At 71.0% G+C, this 18,275-nt stretch carries 18 protein-coding genes; 8 read left to right on the top strand and 10 right to left on the bottom strand.

Features of this window, described 5'->3' with window-relative positions:
• Positions 1-46 precede the first annotated feature (46 nt).
• Positions 47-502 carry a CoA-binding protein gene (locus AC1DWR_RS17825; RefSeq protein WP_477624905.1) on the top strand — a complete coding sequence of 152 codons (456 nt, stop codon included), beginning with the start codon at positions 47-49 and terminating at the stop codon, positions 500-502.
• A 16-nt stretch (positions 503-518) separates the two neighbouring features.
• On the opposite strand, the gene purE is transcribed toward AC1DWR_RS17825, so the two are convergent.
• Positions 519-1,088: a 5-(carboxyamino)imidazole ribonucleotide mutase gene (gene purE, locus AC1DWR_RS17820; protein ID WP_477614936.1), complete on the bottom strand. Its 570-nt coding sequence runs from the start codon at positions 1,086-1,088 to the stop codon at positions 519-521.
• Positions 1,085-2,293 carry a 5-(carboxyamino)imidazole ribonucleotide synthase gene (locus tag AC1DWR_RS17815; RefSeq protein WP_477614935.1) on the bottom strand — a complete coding sequence of 403 codons (1,209 nt, stop codon included), beginning with the start codon at positions 2,291-2,293 and terminating at the stop codon, positions 1,085-1,087. The genes purE and AC1DWR_RS17815 overlap by 4 nt, the downstream gene beginning before the upstream one ends.
• Before the next feature lie 62 nt (positions 2,294-2,355).
• Between AC1DWR_RS17815 and AC1DWR_RS17810 the strand changes: the two genes are divergently transcribed.
• Positions 2,356-2,862, top strand: coding sequence for a GtrA family protein (locus AC1DWR_RS17810; protein ID WP_477614934.1), 507 nt, complete (start codon positions 2,356-2,358; stop codon positions 2,860-2,862).
• Between the two features lie 119 nt (positions 2,863-2,981).
• Here AC1DWR_RS17810 and AC1DWR_RS17805 read toward each other — a convergent pair whose 3' ends face one another.
• The 5 genes from AC1DWR_RS17805 to AC1DWR_RS17785 are packed head-to-tail and all read right to left on the bottom strand — an operon-like array spanning position 2,982 to position 7,411.
• Positions 2,982-4,007 (bottom strand): sensor histidine kinase, encoded by a 1,026-nt coding sequence (locus AC1DWR_RS17805; RefSeq protein ID WP_477624904.1) that lies wholly within the window; start codon positions 4,005-4,007, stop codon positions 2,982-2,984.
• 9 nt (positions 4,008-4,016) lie between these two features.
• Positions 4,017-4,694 carry a response regulator transcription factor gene (locus AC1DWR_RS17800; RefSeq protein WP_056922896.1) on the bottom strand — a complete coding sequence of 226 codons (678 nt, stop codon included), beginning with the start codon at positions 4,692-4,694 and terminating at the stop codon, positions 4,017-4,019.
• A 30-nt stretch (positions 4,695-4,724) separates the two neighbouring features.
• Positions 4,725-5,516: an enoyl-CoA hydratase/isomerase family protein gene (locus tag AC1DWR_RS17795; protein ID WP_477614932.1), complete on the bottom strand. Its 792-nt coding sequence runs from the start codon at positions 5,514-5,516 to the stop codon at positions 4,725-4,727.
• The gene (locus AC1DWR_RS17790; protein WP_477624903.1) at positions 5,513-6,619 is read right to left on the bottom strand and encodes an adenylate/guanylate cyclase domain-containing protein; all 1,107 of its coding nucleotides are present in this window, start codon (positions 6,617-6,619) and stop codon (positions 5,513-5,515) included. The genes AC1DWR_RS17795 and AC1DWR_RS17790 overlap by 4 nt, the downstream gene beginning before the upstream one ends.
• Positions 6,620-6,628: 9 nt before the next feature.
• Positions 6,629-7,411, bottom strand: a complete 783-nt coding sequence (locus AC1DWR_RS17785; RefSeq protein WP_477624902.1) for a biotin--[acetyl-CoA-carboxylase] ligase — start codon at positions 7,409-7,411, stop codon at positions 6,629-6,631.
• Between the two features lie 24 nt (positions 7,412-7,435).
• On the opposite strand from AC1DWR_RS17785, the gene AC1DWR_RS17780 reads away from it, so the two are divergent.
• Together AC1DWR_RS17780 and AC1DWR_RS17775 are read left to right on the top strand one after the other, a co-directional pair.
• Positions 7,436-9,100, top strand: coding sequence for an acyl-CoA carboxylase subunit beta (locus tag AC1DWR_RS17780; RefSeq protein WP_477624901.1), 1,665 nt, complete (start codon positions 7,436-7,438; stop codon positions 9,098-9,100).
• Between the two features lie 34 nt (positions 9,101-9,134).
• Positions 9,135-9,374 (top strand): acyl-CoA carboxylase subunit epsilon, encoded by a 240-nt coding sequence (locus AC1DWR_RS17775; protein WP_477624900.1) that lies wholly within the window; start codon positions 9,135-9,137, stop codon positions 9,372-9,374.
• 149 nt (positions 9,375-9,523) lie between these two features.
• On the opposite strand, the gene AC1DWR_RS17770 is transcribed toward AC1DWR_RS17775, so the two are convergent.
• Positions 9,524-10,210: an MOSC domain-containing protein gene (locus tag AC1DWR_RS17770; RefSeq protein WP_477624899.1), complete on the bottom strand. Its 687-nt coding sequence runs from the start codon at positions 10,208-10,210 to the stop codon at positions 9,524-9,526.
• A gap of 135 nt (positions 10,211-10,345) precedes the next feature.
• Here AC1DWR_RS17770 and AC1DWR_RS17765 point away from each other — a divergent pair, with 135 nt between their 5' ends.
• From AC1DWR_RS17765 to AC1DWR_RS17755, 3 genes are all read left to right on the top strand, one after another.
• Positions 10,346-12,061, top strand: a complete 1,716-nt coding sequence (locus AC1DWR_RS17765; protein WP_477624898.1) for a DUF885 domain-containing protein — start codon at positions 10,346-10,348, stop codon at positions 12,059-12,061.
• A 105-nt stretch (positions 12,062-12,166) separates the two neighbouring features.
• On the top strand, positions 12,167-14,068 hold the full coding sequence (locus tag AC1DWR_RS17760; protein WP_477624897.1) for a Na+/H+ antiporter: 1,902 nt from the start codon (positions 12,167-12,169) through the stop codon (positions 14,066-14,068).
• A gap of 58 nt (positions 14,069-14,126) precedes the next feature.
• Positions 14,127-14,789, top strand: a complete 663-nt coding sequence (locus tag AC1DWR_RS17755; protein ID WP_477624896.1) for a Maf family protein — start codon at positions 14,127-14,129, stop codon at positions 14,787-14,789.
• 10 nt (positions 14,790-14,799) lie between these two features.
• Here the strand turns inward: AC1DWR_RS17755 and AC1DWR_RS17750 are convergent, their stop codons facing one another.
• Complete coding sequence (locus AC1DWR_RS17750; RefSeq protein ID WP_477615306.1) at positions 14,800-16,419, bottom strand: acyl-CoA carboxylase subunit beta; 1,620 nt, start codon at positions 16,417-16,419, stop codon at positions 14,800-14,802.
• Positions 16,420-16,471: 52 nt separating this feature from the next.
• Positions 16,472-17,653 (bottom strand): acyl-CoA dehydrogenase family protein, encoded by a 1,182-nt coding sequence (locus tag AC1DWR_RS17745; protein WP_477624895.1) that lies wholly within the window; start codon positions 17,651-17,653, stop codon positions 16,472-16,474.
• Positions 17,654-17,776: 123 nt separating this feature from the next.
• On the opposite strand from AC1DWR_RS17745, the gene AC1DWR_RS17740 reads away from it, so the two are divergent.
• Positions 17,777-18,190: a MerR family transcriptional regulator gene (locus tag AC1DWR_RS17740; protein WP_477614922.1), complete on the top strand. Its 414-nt coding sequence runs from the start codon at positions 17,777-17,779 to the stop codon at positions 18,188-18,190.
• The last annotated feature ends 85 nt before the right edge of the window (positions 18,191-18,275 follow it).

The raw sequence follows: 18,275 nt of genomic DNA, 5'->3' as shown, positions 1-18,275 counted from the left end.
CCCGGTCCCCCTCCCCAACGCGTCCTCATCGTGTGATGCTGAAGGCATGAGCCTTCGCCACCAGAACGATCCCGACCTCATCCGCGAGCTCCTCATCGACCCCGGCATCTGGGTCGTGGTCGGCCTGTCGAACAACCAGGAGCGTGAGGCGTTCGGGGTCTCCCGCTGGCTCAAGGTCGAGCTCGGCAAGGGCCTGATCCCGGTGCACCCCAAGGCCGAGACCGTGCACGGCGAACAGGGTTACGCGTCGCTGTCCGACATCCCCGACGGCACCGATATCAAGGTCGTCGACTGCTTCGTCAACTCCGAGCACGTCGGGCCGGTGGTGGACGACGCCATCTCCAACAAGGACCGGCTGTTGATCGACGCCATCTGGATGCAGCTCGGTGTCGTGGACGAGGCCGCTGCGGACCGCGCTCGCGCCGCCGGGATGGACGTCGTGATGGACACCTGCCCGCGCATCGAGTGGCGAGGGGTGCGCTCGGCAGGCATGGCCCGCTAGTGATCAGGCGGGCTCGTCAGGAGCCAGGCGCGCCCTGCCAGGAGCCGCTGCGCCGCTCGCGCAGCGCCGCACCCTTGGCGTGGGCCTGGTCCCGCAGCTCGGCCTGGAAGGCGGTCATCCGCTGACGCAGCCCCGCGGCATACTCCCCCTCGCCGGCGGCGAGGATGCGGGCGGCCAGCAGCCCCGCGTTGCGGGCCCCGCCGATGGACACCGCCGCGACCGGGACCCCTGCGGGCATCTGGACGATCGAGAGCAGCGAGTCCATGCCGTCGAGGTATTTCAGGGGCACGGGCACGCCGATCACGGGCAACGGTGTCACCGATGCGAGCATCCCCGGGAGGTGGGCAGCACCGCCGGCGCCCGCGATGAGCACCCGGAGTCCGCGCCCAGAAGCGTTCTGCCCGTAGGCGATCATCTCCTCGGGCATCCGGTGCGCCGAGACCACGTCGGCCTCGTAGGCGATGCCGAACTCCTGGAGCGCCTGGGCCGCCAGCTCCATGACCGGCCAGTCGCTGTCGCTGCCCATGACCAGCCCGACCAGGGGCGACGCCTCGGTGGTGGCGGGTGGTGCAGTGCTGTCGCTCATTCGGTGATCACTCCTGCGAGGTAGTCGGCCGCGTGGCCGGCCCGCTCGCGCAGCTGCGCCAGGTCGGTGCCGGAGACGTTGACGTGACCGATCTTGCGACCCGGGCGGACGCCCTTGCCGTAGAGGTGCACCTTGAGCCCGGGGTCCCTCGCCATGATGTGGCGATAGGCCGGGTAGAGCTCGGGGTAGTCGCCGCCGAGGACGTTGGCCATCACCGTGTGCGGCTCACGCGGGGTGGGCGCCCCGAGGGGCAGGTCGAGGACCGCGCGCAGGTGCTGCTCGAACTGACCGGTCACGGCGCCGTCCATGGACCAGTGCCCGCTGTTGTGCGGGCGCATGGCCAGCTCGTTGACGACGTATGCCGGGGCACCGGTCCGCGGGTCCCTCACCTCGAACATCTCGACGGCGAACACCCCTGTCACGCCGAGGTTCTCGGCGATGCGCAGCCCGGCTTCGGTGGCCACCGCGGCGAGGGCCGGGTCGAGGCCGGGCGCGGGGGCCAGCACCTCGGTGCAGATGCTGTCGGTCTGGACGGTCTCGACGACCGGCCACGCGGCTGCCTGGTTGGAGGGACTGCGGGCGATGAGCACGGCCAGCTCGCGGACGAAGTCGACCTTCTCCTCCACGAGGATGCCGTCGGCGAGCAGGTCGGCTGTCCCCTCCTGCTGCGCGACCAGGGCCAGCCAGTCGTCGACCTCCGCGGCGGAGTCGATGACCCGCACGCCCTTGCCGTCATATCCACCGCGCGGTGTCTTGGCGACGATCGGCCAGCCCACCCGGGCAGCGAAGGCCTCGACCTCGGCGGCGGTCTTGGCGCCGGCCCACGCCGGGCAGGCGACGCCGATCTCCGTGAGGCGCTCGCGCATCGCCAGCTTGTCCTGGGCGAAACGCAGGGCCTCGGGCGTGGGATGCAGCGGGATGCCCTCTGCGACAAGGGCTTCCAGCACGTTCGGCGGGACGTGCTCGTGGTCGAAGGTGACGACGTCGCACTCCCTGGCGAAGGCCAGGACCGCCTCGACATCCGTGTGGTCACCGACCGGTGAGGATGGGATGACCTGGGCTGCCGCCGCGTCCGGCGCCTCGGCGAGGACGCTGAGGGTGATCGCCAGCTCTGCCGCCGGGGCGGCGCACATCCGCGCCAGCTGCCCGCCGCCGACGATGCCGACGACCGGGAATCCTCCGGGGGCGCGCTGCGGTGACGTCACGCGGCGAGGATATCTGCCACCGTCGCCGACGGGCCGCGGGCATCCGCCGATAGGCTCCTCTGGTGTCCGAGAACCACTCCGTCGTCGCCCGCCTGCGCGGCACGATCGACGTCCTCTACCGCGAGATGATCAAGTTCGGGATCGTCGGAGCAGTGGCCTTCGTCGTGGACCTCGGCCTGTTCAACATCCTGCGCAGCACCGTGCTGTCGGGCTACGGCAACGGGCCGCTCTCCCGCGCGGTCGTGGCCACCGTCATCTCGGCAGCGGTCGCCACGTGCGTCGCCTGGATCGGCAACCGGATGTGGACGTTCCGGCACCGCCGCAACCGGCCCGTGCACCACGAAGCCCTCCTCTTCGCTCTCACCAACGGCGTGGCCCTGCTCATCCAGGCGGCCTGCGTCGGCTTCTCGCACCACTTCCTCGGGCAGGAGAGCCTGGTGGCCGAGAACGTCGCCAAGCTCGTCGGCATCGCGCTCGGCACCCTGTTCCGGTTCTGGGCCTACCGCCGGTTCGTGTTCAGCGAGGAGCCGCTCGAGGACACCTCACCGATGGCCGAGACCCAAGGCTGAGCGCCCCGAACCAGCACCCGGGCCGGGCAGCCTCACCCGACAACGGTCGACTCCACCCCGGAACCGTTTCGGGGTGGAGTCGACCTTTATCGGTCACCCGATAAAGGCGGGGCGGGCGGTCAGGTGCTGTCGGACTCGCTGAGGAACAGGGCGAAGATCGCCGGCTGGGCCTGGATGAGCTCGAGGCGGCCACCGTTGGACTCGGCCAGGTCGCGCGCGAGCGCCAGCCCGAGGCCCGTGCCGGTCGTGGTCACCGAGCGTTCGAAGATGTGAGGGGCGATCGAGGACGGGACCCCCTCGCCCTGGTCGCTCACCTCGACGACGACGGACGGGCCGCTCCGCCGGGCGTGGACGTCGACCGTGCCCCGGCCGTGGGCGAGCGCGTTCTCGAGCAGGGTCGAGAGCACCTGCGACAGGTCGACCGGCTTGGCCTGGACGACCAGCCCTCGCTCGCCGTGGACCCGGACGCTGCGTCGAGCCTGTTCGAACGCCGGCTGCCACTCGCGCTGGAGGGCCGCGATGACCGAGTCGAGCGAGACGGTGGCCTTCGACTCGTCGCCGCCCCGGCGGGTGCGGGACATCAGGTCGTCGACCACACGGGTCAGGCGTTCGACCTGGTCGATCGCGATGCTGGCCTCCTCCTGGACGACCTCGAGGTCGTCGGTGGCGGCGATCTCCTCGAGCCGCATCAGCAGCGCGGTCAACGGCGTCCGCAGCTGGTGGGAGGCGTCGGCGGCGAAGTCGCGCTCCGACGCGAGCGACTTGGTCAGCCGCTGCGCGCTGCGCGACAACACCTCCGACACCTGGTCCAGCTCGGCGATGCCGGAGTTGATGGGCTGGATCCGGGACTCACCGGCACCGAGTCGCTCGGCGCGCTCGGCGAGGAGCGTCATCGGCCGCGACATCCGGTGGGCCTGCCGGATCGCGACCAGGACCCCCACACCGAGGGCAACCACGCCGAGGCCGATGACCACGAGCACCAGCCGCATCGAGGTCGAGGCAGGGGTGCCCTCCTCGAGCCAGGTCGCGACGATGCCCTTGCCGTGGACCGTGGCGTTCCAGATGGCGAACGCCACCGGGGTCATGGTGATCAGGATCGCCAGGGCCACCGCGAGCACGGTCGAGCGGATCAGCTGCTGCCGCATCGTCAGCGGTCAGATCTCGTCGCCGCGCTCGAACCGGAACCCGACCCCACGGACGGTGGCGATGTAGCGCGGCTGTGCAGCGTCGTCGCCGAGCTTCCGGCGGAGCACGGAGATGTGCATGTCGAGGGTCTTGGTCGACCCGAACCAGGCGGTCTCCCAGATCTCGCGCATCAGCTGCTCACGCGAGACGACCTTGCCCTGCTCACGCACCAGCACGCGCAGGAGGTCGAACTCCTTGGCAGTGAGCTGGAGCTCCTCCTCCTTGAACCAAGCCCGCCGACCCTCCGGGTCGATGCGGACGAGCTCGTGGGCGGAGGGGGCGTCTGTGGGGTTGCGGCGCAGCAGCGCCCGCACCCTGGCCAGCAGCTCAGCGAGGCGGAACGGCTTGGTGACGTAGTCGTCGGCGCCTGCGTCGAGGCCCACCACGGTGTCCACCTCGTCGGCGCGGGCGGTGAGGATCAGCACGGGCACGGTGCGGCCCTCGGCACGGATCCGGCGGCACACCTCGAGCCCGTCGACGTACGGCAGCCCGAGGTCGAGCACCACCAGGTCCGGGTTCTCCGCGGAGGCTTCGAGTGCCGCCCGTCCGTCTGCTCGGACGTCCACGTCATACCCCTCACGGCGCAGGGCGCGAGCTAGCGGCTCGGAGATGGCAGGGTCGTCCTCAGCGAGGAGCACACGGGTCATGAGGGTGATGCTATGTAGAAGGGACCCATCTCAGCGACCAGGCCACACGGGACGGCGTTTCTCGTTGAAGGCGGCGACCCCCTCGGCACGGTCCCCGGAGAAGGCCGTTGCCGCCCACATCTCGTCCTCGATGCGCAGTCCGGAGTCCAGGTCGGTGTCGAACCCGCGACGCATGGCGGCCTTGGCGTTGCGCATGCCGACAGGTGAGTGGGACGCGATCATGGTCGCCAGCTCGAGGGCGCGGTCGCGCGCAGTCCCCGCGGCCACCACCTCGTCCACCGCACCCAGGCCGCACGCGTCGTGCGCGGCATACCGCTGGGCGGTGAAGACCATCTGGGCCGCCCGCGACCAGCCCACCCGGCGCGTGAGCAGCTGGGTGCCGCCCCCGCCGGGGATCACGCCGACGCTCACCTCGGGCAGGCCGACGACCGCGTCCTCACCACACACGACCAGGTCACAGGAGAGCGCGATCTCGAAGCCGCCCCCCAGCGCGAAGCCGTCCACCGCCGCGATCGCAGGCACGGGAAGGTCCAGGACCCCCCGGTATGCCGCCTGCGCCACCGGCCGCTGGGCGCGCAGGTCGTCGTCGGTGAAGGAGTTGCGCTCCTTGAGGTCCGCGCCGACGCAGAAGGCCCTCGGATGGGTCGAGGACACCACGACCGCCCGAACGCCCGCGTCCTGGGCGAGCTCGGTCGTCGCCCGGGAGAGGGCCTGGGCCATCGCGGTCGAGACGGCGTTCATCGCCTCGGGGCGGTCGAGGACGAGCTCGGCCACGTGGCCACCTTCCCCGTGTCGGTCGATGCGGACCAGCTCTGCGCTCATGAAGACGCCTTTCGGGTGGGGGTGACGGCCTGCGCGGTCGGCTGGCGACCGCCGGCGGCCCGCCGCAGCTCGCTGGGCGTGACCGGTCCGATGCCGCGAAGGGTGCGACGCCGCAGCGCCGTCGTCTCGAACCCCGACAGGGCCGCGAGCGCCGAGGCGAGGGCGTCGTCGACCAGGACTCCCCCACCGGGCGCCACGCTGGTCAGTCGGCTGGCGCGGTTGACCGTCGTGCCGAAGACGTCGCCGAGGCGTGACAGGACCGGTCCGACGGCCATGCCCACCCGCACGTCGGGCAGCAGGTCGTCCTCGGCCATCGTCTCGACCAGGTCGAGCGCCACGGCTGCCGCCGGCGCCGCGTCGATGGTGACGAACAGGATCTCGTCGCCCACGGTCTTGATGACGCGTCCCCCGTGCGCCGTGACGATGTCGGTCGCCAGCGCCTCGAACCGCTGCACCACCACGGCCAGCTGGCGCTCGGTCATCCGCCGGACCAGCGAGGTGAAGTTGACCAGGTCGGCGAACCCGACAACCCGGCGCACACCCTGGGAGGACTGCTGGGGGTCGGCATCGGCCAGCATGCGCGAGATGGCGGCGGTGAGGTGGCGCCGCCAGGCGTAGATGAGCAGGGGCTCGAGCTGGTCGGCCATGTCGGTGAGCTTGCGCGCGGCGGCCTCCGCAGCAGCGAGGTCGGGCACGGCTCGGGCGTCAGCCTCGTCCAGCGCCGCCTCGAGATCGGGATCGGCGAGCGCCTCGGCCATCAGCTGGGTCTGCCAGACGGCGAGACGGTCGGTGGTGCGGGCGAACGCCCGGGTCATCGCCAGGGCCGTCGTCTCGTCGAGCTCCTGCTCGCGCACCAGTCGCGCGGTGGCCACCAGGGCCATCTGGTCGGCCTCGGTGAACATCGCGTCGTCGTCCTCGACGTTCGGGAAGCCCAACGCGTGCCAGAACTTGCGGGCCGACAGGAGCGACACCTCGGCGCCGCGGGAGACGTCCCGGCGGGCCATGGTGGCCGGCTTGCCGAGCAGCCGCGCCTCGAGGTCGTCCGCGCGCAGCGCCGCGAAGTCCTCCGGGCGCACCACCCGGTGCCGGCCAACCTCGCTCATGCGGTCACCCTAGGGCGTGGTGGAGCGCAGGTGGACCACGTCGCCAGCGGCGACCGCGTACTCGCTGCCCGCGCTGCTCACGACGAGTCGGCCCTCGTCGTCCACGCCGAGGGCCCGAGCGCTGCGCACGTCACCGCCCGCCACGTGCAGCTCGACCTCGCGCCCGATCGTCGCGCACGCCTTGCGGTATGCCGSGTGGACGCCGGCGCGCGCCGGCGCGGCGCCACTGAGCTCACCGTGCCACCGGGCGAGGTGGCTGAGCACCGCCACGACGAGGCGCTCCCGGCTCACGTCGGGGGCACCCGCCAGCCGCAACGAGGTGGCCGTGTCGACCGGGAGCTCGTCGCGGTCCTGGTCGACGTTGATGCCCAGGCCGACCACGATCCCGGTGGGCTGGAGCTCGCAGAGGATGCCGCACACCTTGCGGTCGTCGTCCGCGGGCAGCAGCACGTCGTTGGGCCACTTGAGCGCGCTGTCGACCCCGGCGACCTCGCTGAGGGCGTCGCGAACCGCCAGACCGGTGGCGAGCGGCAGCCAGCCGCGACCCTGGTCGGGGGCGGGCAGCAGCACCGAGAGCGTGACCGAGGTGTTGGCAGGGGTGTCCCAGGAGCGGCCGAGGCGCCCTCGGCCGGCCTGCTGGTGGTCGGTCACCACCACGCGCCACTGCTGGGCGAGGCGGGCCGCCTCGAGGTTGGTGGAGCCGAGCGCCGGGTGGACGTCGACCCCCGTCCACGGCTGACCCGGCGTGACCAACGCCTCATGCAATGCCTCACGGTCGAGCGATTCGCGCATGGAGGCAAGGCTAGGCTCGCCGGCATGGCGCAGACCACCGATTCCGTCGCTGATCCGCTCTCGGTCGGCGGCACCGACGTTCCCGCCCCCGACTCGGGGATCGACATCCACTCCACGGCCGGCAAGCTGGCCGACCTCAAGCGGCGGGTCGCCGAGGTCGCGCACGCGGGGTCCGAGCGGGCCGTCGAGAAGCAGCACGCACGGGGCAAGAAGACCGCCCGCGAGCGCCTGGAGATGCTGCTCGACGAGGGCTCGTTCATCGAGATGGACAAGTACGCCCGACACCGGTCGACCGCCTTCGGCCAGGAGGCCAACCGGCCCTACGGCGACGGCGTGGTCACCGGCTACGGCACGGTGGACGGTCGCACCGTGGCGGTGTTCGCGCAGGACTTCACCGTGTTCGGTGGGTCGCTGGGTGAGGTGTTCGGCGAGAAGATCTGCAAGGTCATGGACTTCGCGATGAAGGTCGGCTGCCCCGTCGTCGGCCTCAACGACTCCGGCGGCGCGCGCATCCAGGAAGGTGTCGTCTCGCTCGGGCTCTACGGCGAGATCTTCCGTCGCAACGTGCACGCGTCCGGGGTGATCCCCCAGATCTCGCTGATCATGGGGCCGTGCGCCGGCGGCGCGGTCTACTCCCCCGCCGTCACCGACTTCACCGTGATGGTCGACCAGACCTCGCACATGTTCATCACCGGCCCCGAGGTCATCAAGACCGTGACCGGTGAGGACGTGTCGTTCGAGGACCTCGGCGGCGCCCGGACCCACAACACCAAGTCCGGTGTCGCGCACTACATGGGCACCGACGAGGACGACGCGATCGAGTACGTCAAGGCGCTGCTGTCCTACCTGCCATCGAACAACCTCGAGGAGCCGCCCTCGTTCGCCGACGACGGCGCCGAGCTGCCGTCGCTCGAGGTCACCGACGAGGACCGCGAGCTCGACACGCTCATCCCCGACAGCGCCAACCAGCCCTACGACATGAAGACCGTCATCGAGCACGTGCTCGATGATGGGGAGTTCCTGGAGGTCCAGCCACTGTTCGCCCCGAACATCCTGGTCGGCTACGGCCGCATCGAGGGCCGGTCGGTGGGCGTCGTGGCCAACCAGCCGATGCAGTTCGCCGGGACGCTCGACATCGACGCCTCCGAGAAGGCCGCCCGGTTCGTGCGCACCTGCGACGCGTTCAACGTGCCGGTGCTGACGTTCGTCGACGTGCCCGGCTTCCTGCCCGGCACCGACCAGGAGTGGGACGGCATCATCCGCCGCGGCGCCAAGCTCATCTACGCCTACGCCGAGGCCACCGTCCCGCTCGTCACGGTGATCACCCGCAAGGCCTACGGCGGCGCCTACGACGTGATGGGGTCCAAGCACCTCGGCGCCGACATCAACCTCGCCTGGCCGACCGCCCAGATCGCCGTGATGGGCGCCCAGGGCGCGGTCAACATCCTCTACCGCAAGCAGCTCGCCGCCGCGGCCGAGGCCGGGGAGAACGTCGACGAGGCCCGCGCCCGGTTCATCGCCGAGTACGAGGACACCCTCGCCAACCCCTACATCGCCGCCGAACGCGGCTACATCGACACCGTCATCACCCCGTCGAACACGCGCATGAACGTCACCAAGGCGCTGCGGGCGCTGCGCACCAAGCGCGAGACCCTGCCGCCCAAGAAGCACGGAAACATCCCGCTGTGACCCGTTCGAAGGCTCACGGCTGGGGGCCGGGGCGATGAGCGACACCGAGGGGACCTCGGGACAGGCGTCGAGCCAGCCGCCACTGCGTCTGGTCCGCGGCGACGCGACCCCCGAAGAGGTGGCCGCGCTGTTGGCGGTGCTGTCCGCTGCCTCTGGCGGCGCCGAGGCGCCGGCCGCGCGGCATACCTCGCAGTGGTCCTCCCCCGCCCGGGCGGTGCGCCGCCCACTCACCCCTGGTCGGGGCGCCTGGCGCGCCTCCGCCTGGCCCGGCTGACCGACTTCCCCCACGCGCCCGCCGTGGGCGGACGACCCTGGTCAGCCCGGGCGGACGGGACCCCACCGTCAACGCGCGTCACACCTCGTCGCGCCGTGACCGTCGACCGCACCGTGGTCGTCGGTCGACGGGCCCGTGCTCGACGCGGGTTACTCGTCGAGCTCGGTGCCGGCGGCCCGGCGGCGCGTGACGGTCTCGCGGAGCTCTGCAGCCTCGACGTCGACCAGGCAGTTGGCCGCCAGCACGCGCTCGGCCACCTCGAGGTCACCCATGAACGCCCGGAACGTGTCGGGCACCGTGATGTCGTGCGGGGGGCGCGCCACCACCTCGATGGCGTCCCCCTGGCGCACCGTCCCGCCGGTCACGACGGACAGGTAGGCGCCGGTGCGCCCGACGCCACTGAACCGCTTGACCCAGCCCCGCTCGCCCATCCGCGCGGCAAACGTGGCACACGGGATCCGGGGCCCGCAGACCTCGAGCACGACCTCGTTGCCGACCGCCCAGCGCTCACCGACCAGAGCCCCGTCGACGTCGAGACCGCTCGTGGTGAGGTTCTCCCCGAACATGCCGTCGGGCAGGTCCCGTCCCAGCTGCTCCGCCCACCAGTCGAGCTCCTCACGGGCGAACGCGTAGACAGCCTGGTAGTCGCCCCCGTGGTGCCGGGTGTCGCCGAGGAAGTCGCCCTCGAGACCGCTGCCCAGCCCACCGTGCTTGGGCCCCGGGGCACGCAGGTGGGCGGACCCGACCGGGCGCTTGGCTATGCCGGTCACGCCGACGTTCTTGGCGGTGCTGGGTTCGGCGCGTCCGACGTTGAGCGACAGCAGGTGTGCAGCCATGCGCCCAGCCTAGGGACGGTGGCAACGCCGTGTGGCGGTGGAGCCCGGGTATGCCGTGCGGCACGCAGAAGGGCGGGCGCCGCTCCCGGGTTATTGCGGTGCCCGCCGTCAGGACGCTGGGGTACCTTCGCTCGCGTGAGCACAGAGACGACCGCAGCGGCCCGACCCGCCACCGACATCGACCGCATCGCCGACGACTTCCTGGCGAAGTTCGTCGCCCTCAGCCCGATCACCGCGACCTACCTCGGCATCGCCGGTCACGACGAGGAGCTCGACGACTTCTCCCCGGCCGGCCACGAGGCCCACGCCGCCCTGCGCTCCGACACCCTCGCGCGGCTCGACGGAGCAGCCCCTGTCGACGAGATCGACCGGGTCACCCTGGCCGCCATGCGCGAGCGCCTCGGGCTAGCGGAGGAGACCCACCGGGCCGGGCTCGACGAGATGTCCCTCAACGTCATCGCCTCCCCGCTGCAGGAGGTCCGCGGCTGCTTCGACCTCATGCCCACGGCCACCGACGAGGACTGGGGAGTCATCAGCCGACGCCTCCAGCGCGTGCCCGACGCCCTCGCCGGGTGGCAGGAGAGCCTGCTGAGCGCCTCAGCCAAGGGCAACGTCGCGCCGCGTCGCCAGGTCGAGGCCTGCATCCAGCAGTGCGTCGACCTCGTCGCGGACGACGGGTACTTCGCCAAGCTCGTCGAGGACGCCAGGCTCAGCGGCGACGACAGCGGCGCAGGCGAGCTGGCCGAGTCGACCAGGGACGTGCTCGCGACCGCCGCCGACCGCGCCTCCTCGGCGTATGCCGAGCTCGGCACCTGGCTCAAGGCCCACCTGCTCGACGTCGCACCCGAGGCGGACGCCTGCGGTCCGGAGCGGTACGCGCTGCTCTCCCGCTCGTTCCTCGGCGCCACGGTCGATCTTGCCGAGACCTACGCCTGGGGCCAGCAGGAGGTCGAGCGGATCACCGCGCAGATGGAGCAGGTGGCCCACCAGATCAAACCCGACAGCTCCGTCAAGGAGGCCATCGCCGCCCTCGACGCCGACCCGGCATACCAGCTGCACGGCACCGACGAGCTGAAGGCGTGGATGCAGGAGCGGGCCGACGAGGCCATCGCCAACCTCGCCGCCACCCACTTCGACATCCCCGACCCGGTGCGGACCATCGAGTGCCTCATCGCCCCCACCCAGACGGGCGGCATCTACTACACGGGCCCTTCCGAGGACTTCTCGCGTCCCGGACGCATGTGGTGGTCGGTGCCCAAGGGCGTGACGGAGTTCGGCACCTGGAAGGAGCTCACGACCGTCTACCACGAGGGCGTTCCGGGGCACCACCTCCAGGTGGCCCAGACGGTGTTCCGATCGGAGCTGCTCAACAAGTGGCGTCGCATGTTCGCCTGGACCTCCGGTCACGGTGAGGGCTGGGCGTTGTATGCCGAGCGGCTCATGGACGAGCTCGGCTACATGGACGACCCCGGCAACAAGATGGGGCTGCTCGACAGCCAGTCGCTGCGCGCCGCCCGCGTCGTCATCGACATCGGGGTGCACTGCGGGTTCGACGCCCCGGCCGAGGTCGGCGGGGGTCAGTGGACCTACGACAAGGCCTGGCAGTACCTCACCGACCACGCCAACCAGGGCGAGGCGTGGCTGCGGTTCGAGCTCGACCGCTATCTCGGCTGGCCCGGCCAGGCTCCCTCCTACAAGATCGGCGAGCGGCTCTGGATGCAGCTGCGCGACCAGGTCGAGGAGCGTGAGGGAGACCAGTTCTCGCTCAAGGACTTCCACCGCCGCGCGCTCGACATCGGTGGCGTGGGCCTCGACACGCTGCGCGAGGCGGTGCTGGGCGAGCTCGGCTGACGGCCCGAGTGACCCGGGGCGCCTGAAGGCGGTCCACCCCCAGCGGTGGACCGCCTTCACCCGCCCACGCCCGGCACGTCTGCGGCTGCCTGCGAGGATGTCCCCGTGGAAACTGCCGGCGCCATCGTCGCCATCATCGCGACCGTCATCGTCGTCGCGGGTTTCGCGCAGAGGTGGCGCGTCGCCGCGCCCCTGGCCTTGCTCGTGGTGGGTGTCGCAGTCAGCTACGTCTCGTTCATCCCCGAGCCGGAGCTGAGCTCCGAGGTCGTCCTGGTCGGCCTGCTGCCGCCCTTGTTGTATGCCGCCGCGATCCGCACCTCGCTCGTGGACTTCCGCGCCAACTGGACACCGATCCTGGGCCTGTCCGTCGGGCTCGTCCTGTTCACCGCGGCGGGCGTGGGCCTGGTGACCTGGAAGCTGCTCGACGTCCCGTTCGCGGTGGCCTTCGCGCTGGGGGCGATCGTGGCCCCACCGGATGCGGTCGCGGCGACGGCGGTGGCCAGACGGATCGGGCTGCCGAGGCGGATCGTGACCATCCTCGAGGGCGAGTCGCTGGTCAACGACGCCACGGCGCTGGTGTCACTGCGCACCGCCATCGCCGCCTTCCCGCTCGCCGCGGGCGTCGTCGCTTCCGGCAAGCACGCCGACAAGGTGACGATGGGCTCGGTGGCCTTCGACTTCAGCCGCGCGGTCGTGCTCGGGGTGGGCTTCGGAGTGCTCGTGGCGGTCGTGATCGCCTTCGTCCGGCGCAAGGTCACCGAGTCGGCCATCGACACGTCCATCTCGTTCATCGTCCCCTACCTCGCCTACCTGCCCGCTGAGCACTACCACGGCTCCGGAGTGCTGGCCGTGGTCGTCGCGGGTCTGCTGCTGGGGCACAAGTCGCCGATCATCCAGAACGCCTCGTCGCGCCTGAGCGAGCGGATCAACTGGACGACCATCCAGTTCATCCTCGAGAACGTCGTGTTCCTGATGCTCGGCATGCAGATGCGCCGACTCGTGGAGGACGCCGGCCAGACCGGTCCGGGGTGGGGTCGGGTGATCCTGGTGTGCCTTGCCGTGCTGGCCACGGTGGTGATCCTGCGACCGATCTGGGTCTTCCCCTTCAAGCTCCTGCAAGCCAAGCTCCCGAAGGGCGAGGGCAAGTTCCACCCCAGGGCAGCCGCCGTCATCTCGTGGGCGGGCATGCGCGGGGTGGTGACCCTCGCCGCGGCCTTCACGTTGCCGGAGGGCACTCCCGAGCGCTCCACGCTCGTGCTGGCCGCCATGACCGTCACCGTGGCGACCCTGCTCCTGCAAGGACTCTCGCTGCCCTGGCTCGCCAGGAGCCTCGGCGTGCGCGGCCCCGACCCACGCGAGGACGCCCTGCAGGAGGCGACCATCCTCCAGTCGTCGGTCGCGGCCGGGCTCAAGGCGCTCGAGGAGCACCACGACGTCGACGACGACGTCATCGAGACCCTGCGCCGGCGCGCCGAGAACCGCACGAACATCGTCTGGGAGCGGCTCGGCCAGGGGCGCGCCGACGCGGTCGAGACGCCCAGCGCGACCTACCGCCGGGTGCGGCTCATCATGCTCGGGGCCGAGCGCGCCGAGCTCCTGCGGATCCGCGACGCGGGCACGGTCGACCAGGAGGTGCTGGGTCACGTCTTCGCCCAGCTCGACATCGAGGAGTCGATGCTCGACCGGATCGAGGAACGCTCCGACGAGCTCCGTGAGGACCCGTTGCTGCCCCCGGAGCGCCCCGAGGACGAGTGTCAGCACCTCGCCGACCACCACGACCGGTTCGTGGCGCCGACCAGCCCGCACGGGTGCGAGGAGTGCCTCCGGGACGGCACGACGTGGGTCCACCTGCGGCTGTGCCTCGACTGCGGCCACGTCGGGTGCTGCGACTCCTCACCCCAGAAGCACGCCTCGGCGCACTTCCGAGAGACCGACCACCCCGTGATGCGCAGCTTCGAGCCGGGCGAGTCCTGGCGCTGGTGCTTCGTCGACGACCAGCTCGGCTGAGCGCCGCGGCCACACGCGGGTATGCCGCGTCGGCGCCTCGGGTGGGTAGCCTCGCCTCGTGACGTCCCTCGTGCTCGCCTCCGCCTCCCCCGCCCGCCGTCGACTGCTCGCCGCTGCGGGGCTGGAGCCCAGCGTGGTCGTGAGCTCCGTGGACGAGGCAGCGGTGACCGCAGCGGCCCTCGAGACCTACGGCGAGCTGGTCGCCGAGGACGTCGCGCTGGTTCTGGCGCGCGCCAAGGCCGAGGACGTGGCCGACCAGATCGACGACGCGATCATCGTCGGGTGCGACTCGGTCCTCGACCTCGACGGCGAGATCCACGGCAAGCCCGCGTCAGCGGCGGAGGCCAGGTCGCGGTGGCGCCAGATGCGCGGCCGCTCAGGCGTCCTGCACACCGGCCACTGGGTCGTCGACACCCGCGAGGAGGCCGATGGTGGGACGGGCGCCACGCTCGGGGCCACCGCCTCCACCACGGTCCACTTCGCCAAGCTGACGGACGACGAGATCGAGGCCTACGTCGAGACGGGCGAGCCCCTGCGTGTCGCCGGGGCCTTCACCCTCGACGGGCTCGGCGGGCCCTACGTCACCGGCATCGAAGGCGACCCGAGCAACGTGGTCGGGCTCTCGCTGCCGCTGCTGCGCGAGCTGCTCATGGAGGTCGGACTGGCATGGCACGACCTGCGCAGCACCGCGCACCGGGGCGCCCAGGGCGAGCGCGGCTGACCGCAACCCGTCAGACCGGGGGGATGTCGCGCCGCTTGGTGGCGAAGTGCCGCTCGCGGGCCTTGGCGTAGCGCAGCCGCAGCAGGAGCTCGGCACGCAGGGCGTCGGCCTCGATGATCTGGTCGAGGACCAGGTCGGCGGCGAGCCGCTCGAGGTCGACGTCCTCTTCGTACTCGCGCCGCATGTCCTGCACGAACTGCTCACGCTCGGCCGGGTCGTCGATCGCCGCGATCTTGTTGGCGTAGACGGCGTTGACGGCCGCCTCCGGGCCCATCACGGCGATGCGCGCGGTGGGCAGCGCGATGGTCGCGTCGGGACCGAAGCCGGGACCGCCCATGGCGTAGAGCCCGGCGCCGTAGGCCTTGCGGACGATCACGCAGAACTGCGGGACGGTCGCCGAGGACACCGCGTGCACCATCTTGGCGCCGTGCCGGATGATGCCGCCGCGCTCGACCTCCGACCCGATCATGAAGCCCGGGACGTCGGCGAGGTAGATCAGCGGGATCGAGTAGGCGTCGCACAGCCAGATGAACCGCGCGGCCTTGTCGGCGCTGTCCGTGAAGAGCACCCCACCCTTGACGATGGAGTTGTTGGCGACGATGCCGACGGTCTCCCCCGCCATCCGGCCGAACCCGATGACGAGCTCCGGCGCGAACAGAGGCTTGACCTCGAAGAACGACTCGTCGTCGACGAGGCCGTCGATGACCTCGTGGATGTCGAAGGGCTGGCTCTCGCGCTCGGGCACGGTGTGCCGCGTCAGCGGCGTCGAGGGCTCCTCCGGCGCGTAGGACGGAAGGTCGGAGCGCCAGTTGGCCGGCAGGTAGGAGAAGTACAGCCGCGCCATCTCGATGGCCTCGGTGTCGTCGGCGACCAGCAGGTCACCCACACCGGAGACCGTGCAGTGCATCCGCGCACCACCCATGTCCTCCAGCGAAACCTTCTCTCCCACAACCATTTCCGCCATGCGAGGACTGCCGAGATACATCGAGGCGTTTCCCTCGACCATGATGATCAGGTCGGTGAAGGAGGGAATGTAGGCACCGCCCGCGGCGCTCGGCCCGAACAGGCAGCAGATCTGGGGCACCTTGCCCGACAGTGCGACCTGGTTGTGGAAGATGCGGCCCGCGCCGCGGCGTCCGGGGAACATCTCGACCTGGTCGGTGATGCGGGCGCCCGCGGAGTCGACGAACCAGAAGACGGGCAGCTCCTCGCGCAGCGCCATCTCGGTGGCCCGCACGATCTTCTCGACCGTCCGCGCCCCCCACGACCCGGCCTTGACCGTCGGGTCGTTGGCGATCACGATCGCGGGGCGTCCGTCGACGGTGCCGCGACCCGTGACGACACCGTCGGCCGGCAGGCCCTTCGCCGTCGCGTTGGCGAACCGCGCGTCCTCGACGAAGCTCCCCTCGTCGAACAGCATCGCGATCCGGTCGCGCACGTAGAGCTTGCCCTGCGCGTCCAGCTTGGCCTGCGCCTTCTCGGGCGCCGCCGCAGAGGCCAGGTATGCCGCGGCGAGCCGCTCCCGGACGTCGGTCACCTTCGGGTCGGTGCCGGAGTCGGCTCCGACGGCGAACGGAAGGGCGGGGGTGGACGCCGAGGCGCCTGACGACGAGGTGGAGGTCACCGGCATACCCTCTCGCACTGTCTCGGGGGCTGCTGCGTCTGCGTCGGTTGTCACGGGCTCAGGCGGTCGGCAGGCCGAGGTGGCGGGCGATGACCATGCGTTGCACCTCGGAGGTGCCCTCGCCGATCTCGAGGATCTTGGCGTCGCGGTAGAAGCGGGCGACGGGGTACTCCTCCATGAAGCCGTTGCCGCCGAACACCTGCGTGGCGATGCGGGTCGCGGTGACGGCCGCCTCGGTCGAGTAGAGCTTGCAGATCGCGGCGGCCTGCTTGACCTCCTTGACCGAGCGGCGACCGTGCTCGAGCTCGTCCTTGAGCCAGGCGGCCTTGTAGGTCAGCTGGCGCGACGCCTCGACCATGACGGCGAGGTCGGCGATCTGGAAGGACACGCCCTGGTTGACGCCGATCGGCTTGCCGAACGCCTTGCGGGTCTTGGCGTACTCGGTGGTCTCCTCGAGCATCCGCTGGCTCATGCCGACCGCGAGGGCCGAGATGGCGATGCGGCCGTCGTCGAGGGTCTTGAGGAACTGCTTGAAGCCCTCGCCCTCGTTGCCGAGGAGGTTTCCGGCCGGCACGCGGCAGTTCTCGAAGGTCAGGCCATGGGTGTCGGAGGCGTGCCAGCCGAGCTTGTCGTAGGCCGGTTCGACGGTGAAGCCCTTGGTGCCGGAGGGGATCATGATGGCGCTGAGCTGCGCCGAGCCGTCGTCGTTCGTGCCGGTGCGGGCCGTCACGGTGACCACGGAGGTGATGTCCGTGCCGGAGTTGGTGATGAAGGCCTTCGACCCGTTGACGACCCACTCGTCGCCCTCGCGGACGGCCTTGGTGCGGGTGGCACCGGCGTCGGACCCGGCGTCGGGCTCGGTCAGGCCGAACCCGGCGAGCGCGCGACCCGCCACGAGGTCGGGCAGGAAGCGCTCCTTCTGCTCCTGGCTGCCGTAGGTCAGGATCGGGTTGATGCCCAGGCCGACCCCGGCCGACAGCGTGATGCCGATCGACTGGTCGACCCGGCCGAGCTCCTCGATGGCGACACAGAGCGAGGTGAAGTCACCGTCGTCACCCATCCCGCCGAACTCCTCGGGCACGACGAGGCCGAACAGCCCCAGGTCGCCCATCTTCGGCACGAGGTCGCTCGGGAAGTGGTGGTCCTTGTCCCACTTGGCGATGTGCGGCTCGACCTCTGCCTCGGCGAACTCCCGGACGACCTTGCGGAAGTCCTCGTGCTCCTTGCTCAGCTCGAACATCGATTCTCCTTCGTGGTGCGCGCCCGGGGCGGTGTCGATCGGACACCTGCTCCCGGCCACGCGGCATACCGTGGGTGTGGTGGTGCTTGACGTTGACGTAAACGTAAAGCAATACTCACGGGTATGCCAGCCCCCGCCTCCACCGCCGTCGACGAGCGCGTCCGGGAGACCTGGACGATCCGCGAGATCGCGGACGAGTTCGAGGTCACCCACCGGACGGTGCGGCACTACGAGGACCTGGGCCTGATCACCCCCGAGCGACGGGGCACCGTGCGGATCTACCACCGCCGTGACCGGACCCGCCTCGCGCTGATCCTGCGGGGCAAGCGGCTCGGCTTCCCGCTCGAGGAGATCCGCACGATCATCGATCTCTACGACCGGCCGCGCGGCAAGGCGAGCCAGCTGGAGTACGTGCTGGACCAGATCGACGAGCGTCGCGCCGACCTCGAGCAGCGTCGCCGCGACCTCGAGGACGCCATCACCGAGCTCGGGGAGTTCGAGCGCCGCTGCCGCGCGGACCTCCATCGCCTGGGCTGACGCGAGCAACCCCGACACGAGGCGGCAGGCATCAGGGACAGGCAGTCATCAGGGGCAGTCACCGGGCCCTGGTCCTAGGCTCGTG

It is taken from the genome of Pedococcus sp. P2_E2 (assembly GCF_056403955.1).
Note: the sequence above shows the minus strand (reverse complement) of the source record. Positions and strands in the feature narration are given on the sequence as shown.